Annotated in this window: 20 protein-coding genes, 1 other RNA gene, 1 pseudogene and 1 other annotated feature; of the genes and pseudogenes, 5 read left to right on the top strand and 17 right to left on the bottom strand. The window is 34.9% G+C overall.

The genetic code is table 11. The annotated features are described in order from the left end of the window. Nucleotides 1-43 precede the first annotated feature (43 nt). Together BCR22_RS09885 and BCR22_RS09880 are read right to left on the bottom strand one after the other, a co-directional pair. The gene (locus BCR22_RS09885) at nucleotides 44-703 is read right to left on the bottom strand and encodes an ABC transporter ATP-binding protein (protein ID WP_069654746.1); all 660 of its coding nucleotides are present in this window, start codon (nucleotides 701-703) and stop codon (nucleotides 44-46) included. Between the two features lie 15 nt (nucleotides 704-718). Continuing rightward, complete coding sequence (locus BCR22_RS09880; RefSeq protein ID WP_069654745.1) at nucleotides 719-2,254, bottom strand: ABC transporter permease; 1,536 nt, start codon at nucleotides 2,252-2,254, stop codon at nucleotides 719-721. A gap of 324 nt (nucleotides 2,255-2,578) precedes the next feature. Between BCR22_RS09880 and BCR22_RS09875 the strand changes: the two genes are divergently transcribed. Next, nucleotides 2,579-3,535 carry a serine hydrolase gene (locus BCR22_RS09875; RefSeq protein ID WP_167351526.1) on the top strand — a complete coding sequence of 319 codons (957 nt, stop codon included), beginning with the start codon at nucleotides 2,579-2,581 and terminating at the stop codon, nucleotides 3,533-3,535. A gap of 46 nt (nucleotides 3,536-3,581) precedes the next feature. Here the strand turns inward: BCR22_RS09875 and BCR22_RS09870 are convergent, their stop codons facing one another. The 10 genes from BCR22_RS09870 to BCR22_RS09825 all read right to left on the bottom strand — a co-directional run bounded on the left by BCR22_RS09870 (nucleotide 3,582) and on the right by BCR22_RS09825 (nucleotide 12,939). Further along, entirely contained in the window at nucleotides 3,582-4,217 is a 636-nt protein-coding gene (locus tag BCR22_RS09870; protein ID WP_069654744.1) for a V-type ATP synthase subunit D, read from the bottom strand. A gap of 6 nt (nucleotides 4,218-4,223) precedes the next feature. Then, the gene (locus BCR22_RS09865; RefSeq protein ID WP_069654743.1) at nucleotides 4,224-5,600 is read right to left on the bottom strand and encodes a V-type ATP synthase subunit B; all 1,377 of its coding nucleotides are present in this window, start codon (nucleotides 5,598-5,600) and stop codon (nucleotides 4,224-4,226) included. Then, on the bottom strand, nucleotides 5,593-7,374 hold the full coding sequence (locus BCR22_RS09860; RefSeq protein WP_069654742.1) for a V-type ATP synthase subunit A: 1,782 nt from the start codon (nucleotides 7,372-7,374) through the stop codon (nucleotides 5,593-5,595). The genes BCR22_RS09865 and BCR22_RS09860 overlap by 8 nt, the downstream gene beginning before the upstream one ends. Nucleotides 7,375-7,530: 156 nt before the next feature. Then, nucleotides 7,531-7,842, bottom strand: coding sequence for a V-type ATP synthase subunit F (locus tag BCR22_RS09855; protein WP_069654741.1), 312 nt, complete (start codon nucleotides 7,840-7,842; stop codon nucleotides 7,531-7,533). Next, nucleotides 7,832-8,833, bottom strand: coding sequence for a V-type ATPase subunit (locus BCR22_RS09850; protein WP_069654740.1), 1,002 nt, complete (start codon nucleotides 8,831-8,833; stop codon nucleotides 7,832-7,834). The genes BCR22_RS09855 and BCR22_RS09850 overlap by 11 nt, the downstream gene beginning before the upstream one ends. A gap of 36 nt (nucleotides 8,834-8,869) precedes the next feature. After that, nucleotides 8,870-9,451, bottom strand: coding sequence for a hypothetical protein (locus tag BCR22_RS09845; RefSeq protein WP_069654739.1), 582 nt, complete (start codon nucleotides 9,449-9,451; stop codon nucleotides 8,870-8,872). 13 nt (nucleotides 9,452-9,464) lie between these two features. Further along, nucleotides 9,465-9,938, bottom strand: coding sequence for a V-type ATP synthase subunit K (locus BCR22_RS09840; RefSeq protein WP_010760283.1), 474 nt, complete (start codon nucleotides 9,936-9,938; stop codon nucleotides 9,465-9,467). A 15-nt stretch (nucleotides 9,939-9,953) separates the two neighbouring features. After that, entirely contained in the window at nucleotides 9,954-11,954 is a 2,001-nt protein-coding gene (locus BCR22_RS09835; RefSeq protein WP_069654738.1) for a V-type ATP synthase subunit I, read from the bottom strand. Continuing rightward, nucleotides 11,941-12,267 (bottom strand): hypothetical protein, encoded by a 327-nt coding sequence (locus BCR22_RS09830; protein ID WP_069654737.1) that lies wholly within the window; start codon nucleotides 12,265-12,267, stop codon nucleotides 11,941-11,943. Before BCR22_RS09830 ends, BCR22_RS09835 begins: the two co-directional genes overlap by 14 nt. A 164-nt stretch (nucleotides 12,268-12,431) precedes the next feature. Further along, nucleotides 12,432-12,479, bottom strand: a sequence feature (sodium ion sensor (DUF1646 type); this cis-regulatory element may regulate processes involved in with the transportation of sodium ions). 142 nt (nucleotides 12,480-12,621) lie between these two features. Next, nucleotides 12,622-12,939 carry a hypothetical protein gene (locus BCR22_RS09825; RefSeq protein ID WP_069654736.1) on the bottom strand — a complete coding sequence of 106 codons (318 nt, stop codon included), beginning with the start codon at nucleotides 12,937-12,939 and terminating at the stop codon, nucleotides 12,622-12,624. Nucleotides 12,940-13,827: 888 nt separating this feature from the next. On the opposite strand from BCR22_RS09825, the gene BCR22_RS09820 reads away from it, so the two are divergent. Beyond that, nucleotides 13,828-14,742: a helix-turn-helix domain-containing protein gene (locus BCR22_RS09820; RefSeq protein WP_069654735.1), complete on the top strand. Its 915-nt coding sequence runs from the start codon at nucleotides 13,828-13,830 to the stop codon at nucleotides 14,740-14,742. Nucleotides 14,743-15,040: 298 nt separating this feature from the next. Here BCR22_RS09820 and BCR22_RS09815 read toward each other — a convergent pair whose 3' ends face one another. Beyond that, complete coding sequence (locus BCR22_RS09815; RefSeq protein ID WP_069654734.1) at nucleotides 15,041-15,616, bottom strand: DapH/DapD/GlmU-related protein; 576 nt, start codon at nucleotides 15,614-15,616, stop codon at nucleotides 15,041-15,043. Between the two features lie 123 nt (nucleotides 15,617-15,739). Here BCR22_RS09815 and BCR22_RS09810 point away from each other — a divergent pair, with 123 nt between their 5' ends. The 3 genes and pseudogenes from BCR22_RS09810 to BCR22_RS16105 all read left to right on the top strand — a co-directional run. Next, the gene (locus tag BCR22_RS09810; RefSeq protein ID WP_069654733.1) at nucleotides 15,740-16,606 is read left to right on the top strand and encodes a LysR family transcriptional regulator; all 867 of its coding nucleotides are present in this window, start codon (nucleotides 15,740-15,742) and stop codon (nucleotides 16,604-16,606) included. 280 nt (nucleotides 16,607-16,886) lie between these two features. Next, the gene (locus BCR22_RS15855) at nucleotides 16,887-17,021 is read left to right on the top strand and encodes a hypothetical protein (RefSeq protein WP_276205058.1); all 135 of its coding nucleotides are present in this window, start codon (nucleotides 16,887-16,889) and stop codon (nucleotides 17,019-17,021) included. Nucleotides 17,022-17,260: 239 nt separating this feature from the next. Beyond that, nucleotides 17,261-17,648, top strand: a pseudogene (locus tag BCR22_RS16105) (transposase); the annotation flags it as partial. Nucleotides 17,649-17,790: 142 nt separating this feature from the next. Here the strand turns inward: BCR22_RS16105 and ssrA are convergent. The 4 genes from ssrA to BCR22_RS09790 all read right to left on the bottom strand — a co-directional run. After that, nucleotides 17,791-18,158: a transfer-messenger RNA gene (gene ssrA, locus BCR22_RS09805) on the bottom strand. Nucleotides 18,159-18,293: 135 nt separating this feature from the next. Next, entirely contained in the window at nucleotides 18,294-18,617 is a 324-nt protein-coding gene (locus BCR22_RS09800) for a DMT family transporter (RefSeq protein WP_069654915.1), read from the bottom strand. Between the two features lie 159 nt (nucleotides 18,618-18,776). Beyond that, nucleotides 18,777-19,253 (bottom strand): GAF domain-containing protein, encoded by a 477-nt coding sequence (locus tag BCR22_RS09795; protein ID WP_069654732.1) that lies wholly within the window; start codon nucleotides 19,251-19,253, stop codon nucleotides 18,777-18,779. Nucleotides 19,254-20,023: 770 nt separating this feature from the next. Further along, nucleotides 20,024-20,247: family 1 glycosylhydrolase (locus BCR22_RS09790; protein WP_141706565.1), on the bottom strand; the 224-nt coding region annotated here is incomplete at its 5' end.

Below are 20,247 nucleotides of genomic sequence, written 5' to 3'. Positions count from 1 at the left end.
AATAAGAACTAAAGCGTATTGATTTACACTTTAGTTCTTATTTTTACTCGATCAATTCAAAAGCTTGATTCTTTAATTCATAGACTTCATCACATGCTTTTGCTACTTCTTGTTCATGCGTCACGATAATAATACATTTTTTTTGATCATGCGCTACTTTTTGAAATAACTGAACAATATCTTTTGACGTCTTTTCATCTAAATTACCAGTCGGCTCATCCGCTACAATAAGTTCATGATCACAACATAGTGCTCTAACGATCGCTACACGTTGCTGTTGACCTCCAGAGAGCTGATTCACATTCTTCTTAGCAAGTATTTCATCAATCCCTACATTAGCTAAATTTTCCAACGCATACGCTCTCTTGTCATCTTGTTTTGAGCTAGAAATCGCCATTGCAGTTAAAACATTATCTAATGCTGACATATAAGGCAATAGATTATATGCTTGAAATATAATTGATACATCGCTTTTTCGATAGTTTCTTAAACCGATTTTGGTGAGCGCATCTCCGTTGTAAAGAATTGTTCCTGTCTTAGGCACGTCTAATCCTGCTATTAATGAAAGAAACGTTGTCTTGCCAGACCCACTTGCTCCTAAAATAGCATACATCTTTCCACGTTGAAATTCTAAATTTACATTCTTATAGAGAAATTCATCTTCATTTTTATACCAATATCCTACGTCTTTTGTTTGTAACATTCCATTCCCTCTTTTCTATGTGGTTAAGATTTTTTTAGGCTGTAGTCTTAAAATTCCAATAGATGACAATACAATCGAGAAGAAACTGATTAACAATCCTAATCCAGCTAATGTTGCGATTTCTTTTGGTTGAACAGAAATCTTTAATTCTTCGATTGCTTTCGCTGCTTCTGCGGAACTAGCACCCATTCTACTCATACCACCGGCAGCTGGTCCTCCTTGTCTTTGTTCACCGCCTCTACCACCTTTTTCAGTTGGTCGGCCTTGATTATTTACAGATTGTTGAACCGATTCTGTTTGTTGGTTGATCAACTGCTCACCAACTACATTTCCTACAATATTTCCGCTAAAGGTTGCAATTACTAGCGCGACAAACATACAAATAATGATTTCGCTAAAAAATTGTAAAACAACCTTGAATCGAGATTCTCCAAGTGATAATAATACGCCGATTTCATAACGTCGTTCTCTAATTGTCATCATCACGATCAACGTCAATATAATAACGCCAGCTACAGCAACTAAAATAACAATATTTTTGGCAAAGCTCGCAACATTGTTTAACGGTTGTAGCATTTGTTGGTAGGCTTGATCATTTGTTTGCAGACTATAACTTTCTGTATCGATCACTTTTTCTGCAGCTTTAACAAACGTATCCATTTGTTTGGGATCGTCTAATGTGTACGAAGCTGAGTCAATGGTATCTTTTGCATCATCACCTTTTAAAGTATTCGCAAATGTATAAGATGTATACAACGTATTGGCTGGATTTAAAAAATTAAACATCATCCCCATACTGTCACCATTTTCAGTAGTTTTATAAATCCCTTTAATCTTTACTTCATACGTTTTTGTATTATTTTCTGGATCTGTCACCTTAAATGTGTCACCGACTTTTAGCTCATTTGCATCAGCTAAAGTTTGCTCGATCACCACATTATTTGTGTCTTTGTCTGAATCATTGATCGCTTCACCGCTAGTCATTTCAGAGGTAGCATCAGAAAAGTTACTTGTCATTGACAAATTCATAACACCACTTACCTGAAAATCACTTTCATTCATGTCAGACGTTGGTCCTCCACCCATTCGTCCACCAGCTTGAGGTGCACCTTCAACTTCACTGTTCGTTTGATCATTACTGTCTGCCGATGAAGTTGTAGTCTCACTGTCGGATTCAGTAGAAATTGGGGTAATGCCCTCTCCTGCTCCTGCAGAAGATGAAGATAAAAATGAATACGATTTTACATTAGTCAAATTAGCTATCTTTTCTGCTTGAGTTAAAGAAACGGGTGTTAAACTAAAACTACCTGGATTTGGTTTTTCCCCTGTGGTCCCTTCTTGGCTTTTTTTCATCGCCGCTTCTCGATTAGCTGACAAAGTAACTGTTGCACCTACACTTTTTTTAGCATTTTCTGTTGCAGTCAAAGCTGCACTTTGAATCGTTAAACCAGCTAAAACAAAAATCAAAATAGCTGAAAAGACAGCACATAATAGAAATGTTCGCCCTTTCTTTGTCTTCATACTTAACATTGCACGTTTGATAAAATTCATGGACTTTAATTCCTCCTTAAATATAGGTAAAATAGCCTGTTTGACTATAACAGAGACTTTCAAGCTTATGCTTTGTTTCTTACATGCTTCCATTTGAAAGTACTCGTGAACAGGTATTACTTTATTCTCCTTACCTTAAACAAACCTTAAAGAGAATTTTATTTATCCATTCCCACTAAAACGAACCTTGCAAATCCATAGAAAAAGTGATTAAATGGTTGTGGTCGTATTTTTAGCTAAATTATTTATAGGCGATACATTTTCTATAATGATTCTTTGTTCTAATCATGACGATTCTAAAATTTTGAAAGGAACGAACGCGATTTGAAAAAGCAGAAAATGACTCTATATGGGATGATTTTCTCTATTTGTTTCTTTTTGATTGTTTCGTTCTTTTTTTCTACTCATACAGTAGATTACGCAAACGAAACGGAAACGAGTGAAAAAATTACTGCTCCAATAAAAAATACATCGGCTTCCACAGTTGAATCCCCTGCTTCTGAGGAAAAGGACAGTCCCGAACTGACCGCTTTTTATCATAAGATCGAACAAATAATGACCGATACTGCTAAAAGTTTTAATGGAGATGTCGGGATGACTTACGTAGATTTGACAACAGGGAAACAGGTTTCAATTAATGGAACAAAAGAATTCTATAGCGCGAGCACAATCAAAGTTCCTTTAGCAATGATGATTGCTGACAAGGTTCAAAATGGCGATTTAAAATGGGACGATCAATTGACCTTCAATGAAAAAGAGGATTATGAGGATGGTACAGGCATTATTATTAATAACATTCAACCAACCTACTCATTAAGAACGTTACAGGAGTATAACATTACTTATTCCGATAATATTGCTAAAAATATGCTTTACGATACATTCGGCGGAGATGTTGAAGCTAAAAAAGCTCTTTATGCACACTTCTTACAGAAAGAAACAGATTGGGACGATGCAAAGTTTACTTCTGAGGATGCTGCAAAAATCCTTAAAATGTTATACGAAGAAAAATCATCCAATCAAGAATATCAAACGATTTATGATTATATGAAAAATACCGTTTTCCATGAGCGTATGGATACGCCGACAACATCAGGTAAAGTGGCACACAAGATCGGTTCATACGCTACTTTCTTACATGACATCGGCATCTTGGAAACGGAGCATCCGTTTATTTTAACTGTGTTTACAAACGGACCGACTGATGCTGGCATCTCATTTATTTCAACCATTACAGATCAATTGTGGAATATACAAAGGGATGAGCACCCAAAAAAATAGAGTAGCGATAACGTCCTTCTGTTATCGTTACTCTATTTTTAAATTATCATGCTTTACTACCCATATTTTTGATCTTGATCAAACGAGTGATTTCGCTACGTTCATTTTCTTCTAATTTCATTTGAATATAGTAAATTGTTTCTTCTAATTGAGGAATCGTCATATATTCTAACGCATTTACACGACGACGTGTCTTCTCGATTTCTTCAGCCATCAACTGACAGGTCTTTTCCACTTCTGCTAATTCCAACAATTTGGGTAAAACAGTCGAAATTTTACTAAAAACATGATCCAATTCTGCATTGGAATTCAGATAACCATAGTTTAGTGGTGCTTCAGCTACTGTTTCGTCATAGTGAAAATTCATGATTGGAACCGTTACGCTCATAATATTTTTTTCAATCACATCGAGTGTGACATCGGCGGCTGGAACAGCCACAAGTTCTTCGATAAACGCTTCATTCAATGTCGCATTAGCTAACACGAAATTAGATAAGGCTTCTGTCAACTTTTCTTCTACATCGATTCGCAACTTATTATTCTTTTTCACAAGTAAAATAAACCGACGCATCAATTCATCTTGTTTATCTTTTAATAATTTGTGTCCACGACTTGCCGTTCCAAGTTGTTTCTTTAAACGAGAGAGTTCCATTCGAGTAGGATTCACATTTAACCGAGTCATAATCGATCACTCCCCTTCAGTCAAATACTCGTCCAGCATATCATCTTTAATACGCTTCAATTCAGTTCTTGGAAGCATTGACAATAGTTCCCAACCCAAATCAAGTGTTTCATTGATGGAACGATTCGCATAAAAACCTTGATTGACGTATTCTTTTTCAAAACGATCCGCAAATTTTGCATAAATTTTATCTACTTCTGACAATGCTGATTCTCCAAGGACAACTGCTAGTTCTTTCGCTTGTTTTCCCTGTGCATATGCTGCAAATAATTGATTCATCGTTGGCGCATGATCGATCCGAGTCTTCCCTTCACCGGTTCCTTTATCCTTTAAACGAGACAAAGATGGCAGCACATCAATCGGAGGCTGGATTCCACTCTTATATAAATCTCTAGATAAAATAATTTGTCCCTCAGTGATATAACCCGTTAAATCAGGAATTGGATGAGTTTTATCGTCCTCTGGCATTGTTAAAATCGGAATCTGCGTCACAGAACCTTTCAATCCTCGAATACGGCCAGCACGTTCATACAACGTGGCTAAATTAGTATAAAGATAACCTGGGTATCCACGACGTCCTGGCACTTCACGACGGGCAGCGGAAATTTCGCGTAACGCTTCACAATAATTGGTCATATCTGTCATGATCACAAGAACGTGCATCCCTTTTTCGTAGGCTAAATATTCAGCTGCTGTCAATGCCATTCTCGGCGTAGCAATTCGCTCAATCGCTGGATCATTGGCTAGATTCATAAACATTACAGACCGATCGATTGCACCTGTTTGACGGAAATCTTCCATGAAAAATTCAGCTTCTTCAAATGTGATACCAATTGCTGCAAAAACAACGGCAAACTCTTCATCACTATTTAAGACATTTGCTTGACGAGCGATTTGAGCTGCTAACTCTTTATGCGGCAAACCAGAACCTGAAAAAACAGGTAATTTTTGTCCACGAACCAAAGTATTTAAATGATCGATAGCGGAAATACCAGTTTGAATAAATTCATCTGGATAATCTCTAGCAACTGGATTGATTACTTCACCATTGATATCAACCATTTTTTCTGGTAAAATTTCTGGTCCATTATCCTTAGGACGACCTAAACCATCAAAAATACGCCCGACCATATCTTCTGAAACACCCAATTCCAAAGGATGACCTAAAAAACGAACCTTTGAACCACGAAGATTGATACCACTTGTTCCTTCAAAAATCTGAACCATTGCTTTATCACCGTTAATTTCCAGTACTTGACCACGACGGATTTCACCATTTTGCATACGAACTTCAATCAATTCTTCATATTTGACGCCTTCAACTTTTTCAACAATCATCAAGGGGCCGACAACTTCATTAATCGTACGATACTCTTTAATCATTTGTCATCCCTCCATCTGCAATAATTTGTTTTAATGTTTGCTTCATCTCACCAACTAAGTTATCTAATTGGTCGATTTGTTCCTCTGGTACATATTTACTTCTGGCAATTTGATCTCTTAACCCAACTGTTCCAGTCATGATTTCAGATAGATATGCCCCTAGATCCAAAGCATGTTGTCCTTCTTTGTAGAAAGTCAGAATCAAATACAACATTTTATATTGTTTTTCTCTTGAGGTAAACGTATCAACGTCATCAAACGCATTTTGCTGTAAATAATCTTCACGAATCGATTTTGCGACTTCTAATGTCAAACGATCTCTATCGGACAGTGAATCGATCCCAACTAATCGAACGATTTCTTCAAGTTGTGATTCTTCTTGTAAAATGCGCATACCTTCCGTAACCATCTCAGACCAGTTGACTTGAAGTTGTTGATCTAAATATTTACCAACTTCTGAATCGTATAAAGAGTAACTTTGAAGCCAATTTATGGATGGAAAATGACGTTTTTGTGCTAATGTTGCATCTAATCCCCAGAACACTTTGACAACTCGTAATGTATTTTGAGTGACTGGTTCAGAAATATCACCACCCGATGGTGAAACGGCACTGATTGCTGTAATACTACCTTCACGATGATCTTTGCCTAAAGCCACCACTTGTCCAGCTCGTTCATAATATTCTGCTAAACGGCTACCTAAGTACGCAGGATACCCTTCATCCCCTGGCATTTCTTCCAAACGTCCGCTCATTTCGCGTAATGCTTCTGCCCAACGAGAAGTGGAATCTGCCATAATAGCTACAGAATAGCCCATATCACGGAAGTATTCCGCAATTGTGATTCCTGTATAGATGGATGCTTCACGTGCGGCTACAGGCATATTAGAGGTATTCGCAATCAAGACAGTTCTTTCCATCACTGATTCCCCCGTACTCGGATCGATCAGCTCTGGAAATTCATTTAATACATCGGTCATTTCGTTCCCACGTTCCCCACAACCAACATAAACAACTAAATCAACATCTGCCCATTTAGCAATTTGGTGTTGCACGACTGTTTTTCCAGCACCAAAAGGTCCTGGAACGGCTGCCGCTCCCCCTTTTGTCACCGGGAAAAAAGTATCTATAACACGTTGTCCTGTAAGAAGCGGTACATCTGGATTTAATTTTTCTAAAATGGGACGACTGCGGCGGACTGGCCATTTTTGCATCATTGTAAATTCTTTTACACCAGTGGCTGTTTCTATAATATAAACCGTCTCTTCAATCGTGAACTCCCCTTGTTTGACGTCTTTCACAACACCGCTAATACCAAATGGGACCATGATTTTATGTGGGATCACTTTTGTCTCTTGTACTAATCCAATGACATCTCCTGTGGATACATCATCTCCAATAGAAACAGTTGGCTCAAATGACCATTTTTTCGTTCTATCCAACGCCGGAATCTGGACGCCTCTGCTTAAAAAATTACTTTCTGTAACTTCCGAAAAGGTATCTAAAGGACGCTGAATCCCATCAAACATTTCAGAAATCAAACCAGGTGCTAGCTCAACAGACAACGCTTCTCCTGTCGTTACTACAGGTTCTCCAGGTCCAATTCCAGTTGTTTCTTCATATACTTGAATAGACGCGACATCTCCTCGCATCTCAATAATCTCTCCTATAACACCCAGTTCTCCTACATGACAAATGTCCTGAATACTTGCATCAGACATATTCTCAGCCATAACCAAAGGACCGGATACTTTAATAATTCTACCAGTTTGCAAAATCATTCCTCCTATTCAGTAAAGCTGAGCGGGCTTGATCAACCTTGACAAGAAAAATCTAATGATATATTTTATCATTGGACTATTTTAGCTTTTCTTAAAAAGGCTAGCCTACGAAGCTAGATTATATGTAAAGTTAAAAAAATTCTCCAACTTTTACAATATATTTTGCCCAACAGCTCTCTCAACATTATCTTGAATTTCTTTCAAACCAATCCCTTTTGAGCCATTATGGCTTGGGATCAAGATAATTGCTGGTGTAACGTCACTTTTATAACGGTCGATTGTTTCAACAGCTAATTCCGATGCATCTTCTGTAATGAAAATAACGCCAAAATTATTTTTTGCCATTGCTTCGATTGTGTCTCTGACTTGTTTTGGTGAACTTGCGTAAACAACCTCAAAACCAAAAAGTTTGAGCGGCATAACAGAATCTCTATCGCCAATAACACCAATTTTATATGTCATCTGTCCTACGCATCCTTTCTCTAACAACTTCTACTGGGAAGTTACTTCGTTTACTGACTAGAATCAAACGTAAATTCTTCCATTCCACTTCTTTAGCGTTTAGAAATGCGAGTAAAGGCAATGGGCCAAAAGCCATAATTTTAGCTTTATCATACATACTAGTTAGATAATCATCTTTGACTTTTTCAAATGCTATCAAGTCTAATTCTTTTGTTTCAGCCGAAGCAATCGGCGCTAAAAGTCCGCTATATGTCGTGCTAAGAACATAATCGGTAAAAACAGCTAACGATTCTTGCGTATACTTTAAAAAGGTTGCTTTTGGAATAGTTCCTGAACTAGATAATACAGTAGACAAAAAATTTTCATTTTGCCCTTGAAGGATTCCTCTAGCCATCGTTGAAATATTCGTCAAATCAATAAACGCTGTAACTTCCGCTATGATATCTTTATCCCCTAATTTTTCAGCCAATTGTCGTTGAAATGTTAAAAAATTCCGATCATAAATGATGTCGATTGCCTGAAGAGTAGAAGATTCCTGAAAATAATCCAACACTTCAAGGACTGCCTTCATTAACGGTTGTGGTAATTCAGTTGAGACACGAGTACGAATCGCGCTTTTCAATGTTTCTATCGAATAACGACCATCCTCAATATACAAATAGTCTAAATTTTGACCTGTTAGCTCTGCTTTTGTTAAAACTTTTAAATTATGAAATGTCGCTCTCGACGTATAAATCGTGATGACTTCTGGTTCTGGTGCCATTTCATAGAGCCACTCATAAAGTTTCCCTTTTTCTTTTGAATAAATATACTCAAAATTTTCTGCAAAATCGTCCGTCATGTACGTAGCGTATACCGTATTTTTTAAACTATCTTTTAACTCATCTAAATTTTTCGCATTTACTAATTGTTCATACTGGGCATTGCTTAAAAGTTCTGTTTCTTTAAGACGAATCAAAGGGTTAATTTGATTATATGCAGTCTCTTTCATTATGACCCTCCCATCATATAAGGTGGAGAAATTCTTTTATTGAAACAGCAATTCTGCTATTTTAAAACTTTCCATTTTTTTAATTTCTTGAACTAGACTTGAAAATAAGAAGTTATATTCAATGCCTTCTTTGGATACAATAAATCCGCCATCGTTTGGAATAACATCTTTTTCCAGTAGCAACCTCACTCTATCATTAGAGTGTTCTACTACCCATTGATCGGACAACTTATCTTTTGAAAACTCACCTAATGTTACGTAAGCCTCCCCTTCAACTGGTAGTTGAATGACGATTTGTTCAACAAAATGTTGAAATTCAGATTCTGTCCAATGATTCATTCGCTCAATAGATTCTGAAAAAAGCAGTTCGAGATAGCCTTGCTTTTGGTTCAGTGTTGCTTGCTTAATTTCTAATTGTTGGCGATTCTCTTTTTGTTTAAACGATTTATTGGTTTGTTCCTGGTTTTTTTCGACTAGCTTGCGCTCTTGTAAAAAAAGCGCTTCTTCTTGTTCTTGATACTCTCGATCAATACGATCTATTTCAACTTTTTTCATTTTTGAAACTTCTGCTTGCCCTTTTTCAAGAATTTGTTCGACAATTTTTTCAATAGCATCCATGTTTTTCCTCCTTTTACTTCACATTTAGTACAAGTAAGAATGAGATAACAAACCCAAGAATCGCATAAGTTTCAACCATAGCAGCGTAAATAATCCCTTTTGTTGCGTGCTCAGGTTTTTTAGCTAAAATTTGAATACCAGCTGCTGCAACACGTCCTTGTGCAATTCCAGAGAATAAACCAGCAAATGCGATTGGCAATGATGCAACAAAATAATCCAACCCTTGAACCATTGTCATATCATTATTCAAGTTAATAAAAATTAAAAAGGCAATTACAAAACCATATAACCCTTGTGTCCCTGGCAATAATTGTAAGATCAAGGCTTGTCCGAATTTTTCTGGCTGTTCTGTTGTTAGTGCCGCCGCTGCTTCTCCTGTAAATCCAACGCCTTTAGCAGAACCAATTCCTGCTAAAATTGTCGCCATTGCCATTCCTAATACTGCAAAAAGAATTCCACCATTGTTGTTAATTAAGTAATCTATCATATCATTATTCCTCCACTATTCTTCTACTTTTGTTTTTTCAATATTTACGTACTTCTCTTCTGTTTTCAACGGCTTGAAAGCACGACCACCGCCTGTATAAAATTTCCCGAAAAACTCTACGTACTGCAGACGCGCGCCATGAACATACGCACTTAATAAACTTAAAAAAAGATTCAATGCATGCAGGGCAATGATTAGTACGATACCCACTGTAAACCGCGCTACTGGTGGCATGAATGCTACTAGCATGTTAAAAGCGGCTGCAATACTTCCGCCTGAAATCCCCAAAGCCATCAAGCGTGTGTAACTCACTAAATCACCTATATAACCAGTTAAACCATATAATCCATATAGTCCTTTAGCGAATCCTTTTACTTTTGATTTAGATTGGATAACTGGAACGATGACGATTGATAAGGCTGAAATAGCTGCCACAATAATTCCTGCTGTAACCAAACCATCATTACTGAAAATCAGCATACCCACTACTACAATCAAAATCCCTATCAACAAACCCTGCCATGCAAAGCTCTCACTTATACTTTCCAAGTAACGCTTGCGTTTCGTCAATTCAATCCCGTTGACCATCAATCCTGTCAATAGCTGAACAAACCCAAAAATAACAGATAAAATTAAAATGGTGTTCACGTCTTCTGTCGTGGATAATATCGGAAATGGTAAATCGATTCCTAGAAACACTTTCGGTAACGTGGCCCCAAAAATAGATCCATAGATAAACCCCCAAACAATTGTTGGAAACGATAGTATTAGAAAGAAATCTGCAAAGCGCTTCATTCCTCGTGGTAAAACCTTCAACTTCAACGCAAGGAATGCTCCAAACAACATCAACAAACCGTATCCAATATCTGCTACCATCATTCCGAAAAATACCATATAAAAAGGTGTCATGATTGGTGTCGGATCGATTTCGTCATATTTTGGCAAACTATACATCTCAGTAAGCATCTCAAATGGTGCTACCAAGGAATTATTTTTCAGTTTTACTGGAATATCCGCTTGAATCTCATCATTGGTTGGCTCGTCAAAGGCGATATATACTTCCTCCTTGGGTAATACTCGTTGTAACGCTGTAGACAATTGCTGTTTCTCATCCACAGGAATCCAACCTTGCATGATAAAAAAGTAAGACGTATTCAACAAATGTTTCTTAGCTTCTTCTCGATAAATAAAGGCATAGGTCATTTCTTCAGCTAAATATATTTCTGCTAAATGATTGCGATAAGAAGCTAAATTACTTTTCAGTTGCTGCTCTTCTTTAACAAGTGAAGCTAATTCTTCTTTATTTTTTTGATAAGCTTCATTTGGTAAAATATCATACGGATATTCAAATTGGATAAAACTATACCTACTTATAATTTTATCCAAGTCTGCTAATTGACTTCTCAAATAAATCAAACTGTAATATACGTGATTTTGACTCTGATAGATTTCTTCTACATAAACAGAGGAAAGACATTCTAAATCTGCTAAAAAATCTATCTGACTGGCTGAACTAATCGAACCTAGCAAAATATCTGTACTTTCAGAAGAATTTTCTTTTGGAATAATATCTAAATATTGCCAGCGAGCCAACCATTTTTCTTTTGATAACAAGTCTTTTCTAGTTGTCTCAATCAGTGTGAGCTTACTTTTCAGTGAGGTTATTTCTTTTAGATACTTCCTTATAATCTGCTCATCAAAATCTTGTTCTAAAGAATGTAATGTACGGATTTGTCTTTTGATTGATTTCTTTTTCGATGTACTTTCTGAAAAACGTTCAATAAATGTCAATGAATCTTGAATTTCTGTTAATAAGGCTTGGAAATGATTCTTTTTACTTTCTTCAGTTTCCAGAAAAGTTGTCGAAAAGTGTTTTTCTAGATAAGAGCTATCTACATTGGAATGAAAAAAATCTTTGATCTCAATTGCTTGCATTCCTTGAACTGCTTGGAGAATCTCTTCTTCTCTTTCAGCGGCCGCAATGATCGTCATTTTTTCCATTTTATTGACTGCCATAGACTTTTTTCACCCTTTCTATTACATGATCGATAATCGCTTCTTTGTTCTTTTCATATTTTGCTCTAAAATTTTGATTTTGTTCTTTCGCTTCGCTTAGTAAAATTTCTTTATCTTTTTGAAGTTGTTCATTTTGTTGTGTTTCTAATTCGTGAAGTAACGCTGTCACTTTTGCTTGACTTTTTTCCTGTCTTCTCTGAAATTCTTCTGACTTTTTTTTCTCATATTTTCCAAGCTCTTCTTTGGCAACTTGTCTCATTTTTTCAACTTTATCTTCAGCCTCACGGATTCTATCCAATGCTTCTAAAACCATTTTTTCACCCCTATCATTTGATGATCTAGTCATCATATTACTTATTGAACCTAGCCTTCTTTTTAAAAATAAAAAGAGAATAACTCGTGCTTTTACTCTTTAAGAACACAACTTATTCCCTTATTTTTTGAGTAGACAAAAAAGGACGTAAGTTCAAAAAACCGTTCTTCTCACCCCTTGAAGAACTTGATCCTTGAAGCTTGCGCCCAACCATTTTTATTAATATGCTCTTATCTTAGCAAAAAAAAACAAATATTACAACCGCTTTACGAGTATCCTTTATCCGAAAAGAAGAAAAAACAACCTAAAACACTTACGACATAAAGTAAAGTTTGGATAACTATTTTTAGATTTCTAAAAAAAGAAAACTTCCAAATCATACGGAGAACGACTAACACGTTCAACAATCGTTTCCATCCAGACATCCGTAAACCAGTCATATTGAATTTGATTGATAATACTTTTTTTTAGCTCAACAACCATCGTTCCACTATCTATTTCATCTTCATAAAATGAACCCACTATGGTTAACATTTTTGTATTAGAGTGTTGCTGAAATCGATAGACACGACCTTTTTCTATGTAATAAAACCAATGATTGATAATAACCGCAAATCGTTCTTCTTTATTTTCCAACAAGCTGATAAACATCTTAGTTGTAATCTTTTTCATGTTCTTTACTCCTTTAATCGCTTCTGTCATTTTATCATATCAAAAAAAAGGAGGAGAAACAATCTTCGATGAGATTCAAAAAATCTTTAACCATGTCTTTACTATTGAAAGTATAAAAAATGATTACACAGATCTATTTGTTCACCAATACAGGCTATTGATATAAACGAAAAAAGAATATATTCTTTACGATTGGAGAAATAGCATTTAATCAAAGTAACCACTACATTTCATAATACAGGAATAACTCTTATTACTATTCTGAATCGATTGCCTTAACCTACGACAAAGACGTTATATCCAGAGAGAAACCAACTGAGACTGGAGTTGCATTTTTCAACTATATGAAATTGGTTCAAGAAAAACCCTTTTCAAAAACGTTGGCAAACAAATACACTATAGAACAATATACCGTTTCTTATAAGAAATAATTGAAAAAAATAAATAATAGCCTCTGATTTACTTCATTCAACAGGAAAAGTAAATCAGAAACTATTATTTTGCACTTTTTTTGGTACGCACTTTTTACTTATACATTTTAGTTTTTTTAGTTAAATTGTTTGTTTACAAAATTGCTTTACTTAAAAATGAAATAGTTTAAATATGTTTTAGACTCCTCCTGTAACAACATATACAGAAATAACGCTTGTAAGAACTGCTATTAATGAAATCATTAACACACCTCCACTTCCTTTTTTTGAAATCAACGTTTGCAAACAAATAATTTCCCTTAGGTAAAGAATAACAAACAAGGGCCGAAAAATAAAGTAGTAAACGTGAAAAGTGCGAAATTGGCATTAAAAACAAATAAAATATTCACTTTTTTATTAAAAATATGAATTTTCTACTCGTTTCATGCTATAATCGCATAAGAAGGGAGAGAAAGTCTTGAATATCATAGAAACATTACGTTTTTTTAGACTGAAATTGAAGTTAACTCAAAGAGAAATGATGTCTGAATATACTGATCCCTCCACCTATTCTAAAATTGAAAGTGGTAAACGCTCTCTTAAGGTAAATGAATTAGAAGAAATCTTAAATCAAACTTCAATTAGTGTCGACGAATTTTTTAGTTTCACAACTTTTGATAAGCGCCAACAAGATTTCCGAGAGATTTTTTATTACTGCGGTGCTCATCTAGAAAATAAGAGTACCAAACAAAAATTACTTAACTATTATTTTTCATTAGAAGCCAACAATAAAAAAACACTGCGAGAATTATCAAATTATATTGGGATTAAAAACTTTTTCAATGCGCATTGGGAAGAAGTTGATTCTGTAACTTCTGAGGAAATAACAAATATTTTTGAAGATTTATTAAATAAATCTTTTTACCTTCAATATGACTATATTATTACTGCAAATCTGGCTCGCTTTTTCAATGCAAAACAATCTGATCTATTACTTGCACGGATGTTTCCGATAAAATATGAAGAACAACGAGATTTTACAACTAAAAAATTTGCTCATAATATTCTTATCAATTTAATATCAATGCGGTTATATGCAAAAGACTATGAGAGCGCAGAAAAATATATAAAACTTGCAAAAAAGCAAGATAAACAGAATGAAAATTACAGTTTTAAATTAAACCTCCAGTATCTAACTAATCTGTTAAACTATATTATTGAAGGTGAGCCTGTTTATATGGAACGTGTGTATGATTTTATACATTTATTAGAAAACACAGGTGATACGTTACAAGCCGAACAGGTAAAAAAAGAAGTGAAGATGCTGATACATGAACGAGACAGTGAAAAAATGCTAAATAACTATGCAGTCGGGTTATTAAAAGAATCTTAGTTTACGTAAAAATAAGAATATCCCATCTCTTTCAAGATGGGATAAGGAGTATTACTCGGATTGAGTAAAATGAAAATACTATTAGGGTATATTTATAATACTACACAATGTTATAAATATCAACCCTTTAGTTAATAAATGTTTTTTTAATGCAGTCCTATTTATAACTTACTTTTCTATTTATTTGATGCGTTGTACGTCACTCAGGTTCAACAACTGCATTTTTTTGCCTATAAACGTCATTTTTTTATAATTTCCTAAAAATAGTTTTCTTAGAAAAATAAAACTCTAAAGACTCTTATACTTCCTCTTCCTCAATTTTCCTTATCACTTTAGCTGGACTTCCTACTACGATTACATTATCTGGAACATCTTTTGTCACTGTAGAATCCGCAGCAACAATCGAATTTTCTCCAACTGTAACCCCAGGTAAAACAGTCACATTTGTTCCAAGCCATGCATTCTTCTTAATACGTATAGGCTCTACTTTGATTCCGCGTCTATTTTTAGGAGAAATCAAATGATTAACTGTGATTAACCTAGATCCTGGACCAATTAAAACTTGGTCCTCAATCATAATGCCTCCTAAATCTACAAAGGTCACATTTTGATTTATAAATATATCTTTTCCAAACGTGATATGCTTGCCAAAATCACTGTAAAATGGCTGTGAAACTGTTACTGATGAAGCAATTGTTTGGCCAGTAATTTTCTCTAAATACTGTAAGATCTCTTCATTAGGATAATATTGCGCATTCAGCATCATGATCAGTTGCTCGTTCTCTTTTTTTATCAAATGAATTTCGTTGAATAGAGGTGAATCTTTTAAAATCTCTTTCCCGACAATTTTCTTTTGTAAATCACTATCTGTCATTCCTTTTACCTCCTAGTGTCCTTTTAATTTATACTATCTAAATTATACCTGAATCGTTTATACTTAACTAATACTAATAACTTATACGCAACTATTCTTTTTAGTTATAGGAAGGAGTATTACATGGAACTTCGTGTGTTAACTTATTTTTTAACTGTTGCAAGAGAAAAAACAATTAGTAAAGCTGCTGAGGTTTTACATTTGTCTCAGCCAACTCTGTCAAAACAATTAAAAGAATTAGAAGAAGAGCTAGATGTTACACTATTTATCCGAGGAAATCGATCAATCACGTTGACAGAAGATGGTATTTATTTAATGAACAGAGGAAAAGAAATTCTTGCTTTAGTTGAGTCAACAACAACAAACCTTGTCAAAAATGATATCATAACTGGAGAAATAACAATTGGCGGAGGAGAAACACAAGCATTTACGTTTATTGGAACTATTTTGCATAAACTAATAGATACCTATCCAGAAATTGGCATACATCTTTATAGCGGAAATGCTGATGATGTCTTGCAAAAAATTGATAAAGGGCTAATAGATTTCGGACTTGTTATTGATCCTGTAGAAAAGCAAAAATATGACTATCTACGTTTACCTGTCATTGATCATTGGGGGATTTTAGTCAATAAATCAAATTCTCTAACAAAGAAAAGTTCAGTCACACCAAATGATCTTAAGGACACTCCCTTACTCATTTCAAATCAATCACTAGTTGATAATCAACTGTCTGAATGGTTTGGAGGAAATATCGAACACCTTAATGTTGTTGGTACATATAACTTACTTTATAATGCCTCACTGCTGGTAAAAGAAGGTGTCGCAAGTGCCCTTTGCATTGACGGTATTGTGAATACGGCGAATACAAACCTAACCTTTATTCCCTTTTCACCAGCATTAACTGCGAATATCACTATCGTTTGGAAAAAAGATAAAATTTTTTCACGTGCTTCAAAAGAATTTTTACGTCTACTAAAATTGGTTTAATTCTCTCTGCCTCAACTTATTAAAGAATCAAATCTGTACTTTACAACAAATTTTTACTTCATTTGAAATGGTTACATTTTTAAAAATCTATTCGTTAAGGCTTATTTAGACTTAATGGGAAAATAAAAAACAGCTATAAATACCAATAGTCAGGCATTTATAACGGCTCTATACTTTCTGATGTTGGTGAACAATCACCGGCATCTTTTTTTATTTTTTTATACAAACTATTAGAAAAGACACCCTGATAACCTTTAGAATTAAGTCGACTAAAGCCGATATGCTGAACTATTTAGCCCACTCCTGTCCTCATTGTGGTGCCAAAGAAGACGGATCGATTATTCGTTGGAACTTTACAACGGGTCTGATTTTAGTGAATGATGTTTCTGAATACCAAACGTATTTACGCTTATAGAAACAACCTTTCTTCTGTCATTCTTGTGATAGAACCTTTGTCGCTGAAACAAATCTTATCGAAAAGTGTAGTTCGATCTCGAATAATGTAAAGCTCTCGATTGCCAATCGTTTAAGAAAAACCACGACTATGAGCGAAATTGCTCGTCAAAAAAAGGTCTCCGTTTCTTCTGTGTATCGCGTATTGAAACAGTTTTATGAACCGAAAAAAATCAATCGACTCACTTTGCCAGAAGTTCTTCCTTCCGTGCCTATTTAACAGAAATAGAACTCGTAGATCGGTTACTTGCTTATGATGAAAAATTGAAAGCTGGCTACACCTGTTATCAGAATTTTCTCTATGCCATACAAACAAGAGATTACACACGGTTTCATGCGTTATTAGAACAAGATCATTCTAGGCTTCCAGCTTATTATCAAACGACCATTACTACCTTTAAAAAAAGTTCAAACGAGCATTAAAAATGCGTTGAATTTGCCTTATTCCAACGGACCATTAGAATGCTTGAATAACCATATAAAAGTATTAAAGAGAAACGCCTATGGCTTCCGTAACTTCTATAATTTTAAATTGAGAATTACTTTATGCTTTGGCACTGTTCTTTTTCAATCAAATAGAAAAACCTAGAGGAATTTCCCTCTAGGCTTCATTAGTGATTTAATTCTTTGGATTTCTTCACCAACATTAGTTGACAAAGAGCCTATAAATACCAATAGACAGGTATTTATAACTGTTTTTACGTTTCAACTTTTCTTCCTACATTTTCTAAAAATGGAGACGGCGGGAGTCGAACCCGCGTCCAAACACATTGTCACTTAAACTTCTACGCTCATAGTCATACTATTTTAAGGCTTCGCTGAAGTTTATGCCGCATAACAGGCCCAAACTCTCGCTAGTCTGATGTTCTCTTCTAAATTTTACAGACTGAAAAATTTAGCGTATCCCACTTAATTTGAGACCCTTACCCGAGCACATGGGCGATGCCGGGAGGATCTTCACCTGCTGTTTTTACGCAGCTAGAGCGAAAGTATTGTTTTCGTTTTTAGCAGTTATATTTAACTGTAACGTTTTTACGTAGACGTAACCTACGAAACGCAATTCAAGCTCAACTATGCCTGTCGAATCCGTAACGTCCCCGTTAAGATTAAATAGCATAATATACGCTTTTAATAGTATAACATATTTTTCTGGCATTTTAAAGGATCAGCTTTTGTTTCTTTACCTTTCTATTACAGCCGAATAACACTCTTTGAGTAATTTCTGGACAAAAAATTAATGCCCCGTTCCAAAAGTATTGACTAGAATCGTTCCAATAATGATAAAACCAATACCAATAATTGTTGGTGTATTGATCTGTTCTTTCCAATATACAACCGAAAAAATCGTGATCAAAATAATTCCAATCGCTCCCCATAATGCGTATGCTACATTTAAAGGCATATATTTTATTGCTTTAGATAAGCTATAAAAACAGACAAGATACGCAACCAAACATTCAACTGATGGCAATAATTTGCTGAATCCATCTGTCGCTTTTAATAAATTTGTCGCAATAACTTCGCTTATTATAGCGATAAAAAGATATCCATACCCTATCAAAAAAGTTTTCCTCCTTGTCTACTTGCATCAAATACTGTTTCATAAAATCGTTCTTAAAATACAAGTATATTTCTAACCTGGATATCATCCACTCTATCTATGTTTAACATTATCTCATGTAAAAATAGCTTAAGCGAAAAGCTTGCTCGTACTCTCCTAAAAATCTGTATCTTTTAAAAGCGTTTGAACAAATTGCTCTAAGTACTCCTGATCTATTTCATCATAACCATGTGTTACGGAACTATCTAAATCTAAAACGCCAAGTAATTTTCCGTCCTTGACCATTGGTACAACGATTTCGGATAGAGCAGCTGAATCACAAGAGATATAATTTTTATGATTTTTTACATCATCAACTATCAATGTTACACACTTTTCTGCGGATTCTCCACATACACCTTTTCCCATTTTAATTCGGGTACATGAAACTTTCCCTTGAAAAGGACCTAAGACTAGTTCTTCTCCATCAAACAAGTAATAACCAGCAAAAACGGTATCAGGTAATGCATCTGCTAGTAGTGCAGAAGAATTAGCAAGATTAGCGATTTTGTCATGCTCAATTTCAATAATCACGGCTTGTTGTTGTACTAAAAGTTGGTATGTCGCGCTCTTTTCCTCTTTGGTTTTCCACATTTTCAGTTCACACTCTTTTCTATGTTTTATAAATAAGAAATTTATTAATTGTTACTTATTATACCATAGACTTATTATTTCTTTTCACTATCGGTTTCTGCTTATAAAATTTGAATACTACCTTTTACCTGCTTGATATAGTGAAACTGTTTTAACATACGATTTTGTTTTTTCATTCGGTAATATATTCATACTCTTCATAGCAAATTCAAACGAATTCACACTTTTTTCAAGCTTTTTTATGTTTGATTTAATCTGTTAAGGGTATAGTTTAATCATGGTAAACAGCCAATAACTTTGTGGATGAACGTGGTGTTAAAACTCTTTGAGGACTAACGGATGTTTATTCTCGACCTGATGAGGTGTAGGTTCGAATCCTACCGTCCACGTATGTGCAGAACTTTTGCACTTGATTTATATAGTTGTTATTTCTAACTGAAAGGAAGGATGTTCTATGAAAAAAATATTCGTTACAGGAGCAACTCTATCGGCAATCACTATTGCTGCCTATTCATTTTTGAAATATACACCAAACCATCAACATGACTATGGTAAATTATAATCAAAAAGTTGTCCTGATCGATTTTTGTTCAAGACAACTTTTTTATGTATATTTTTGATAAGCATCTCGCAAATAATATCAAGTTAGTTATTTAGAACCAAGAGATATTCTCCTTCTTCTTCGCTGTCTATTTATTAACAAATAAGTAAAGGTAAGAACGAGTATCAAAATTCGTCCTTACCTTTTGTTATTTTTTATTGAAATAGATCTAGTTCGTCAGATCTTCTCCATTCGTCGCAATCACTTTTTTGTACCAGTCAAATGATTTTTTCTTCGAACGGTTCAAGGTGCCATTTCCCTCATTATCGCGGTCGACATAGATAAAACCATAGCGCTTTTTCATTTCGCCTGTTCCGGCAGAGACAAGATCGATACAGCCCCATGTTGTGTACCCTAATAAGTCGACGCCATCTAGCTCTACCGCATCTTTCA

It is taken from the genome of Enterococcus plantarum (genome assembly GCF_001730295.1).
Classification (GTDB): Bacteria; Bacillota; Bacilli; order Lactobacillales; family Enterococcaceae; genus Enterococcus_L; species Enterococcus_L plantarum.
This window is presented reverse-complemented; position numbering and strand designations above follow the sequence as displayed.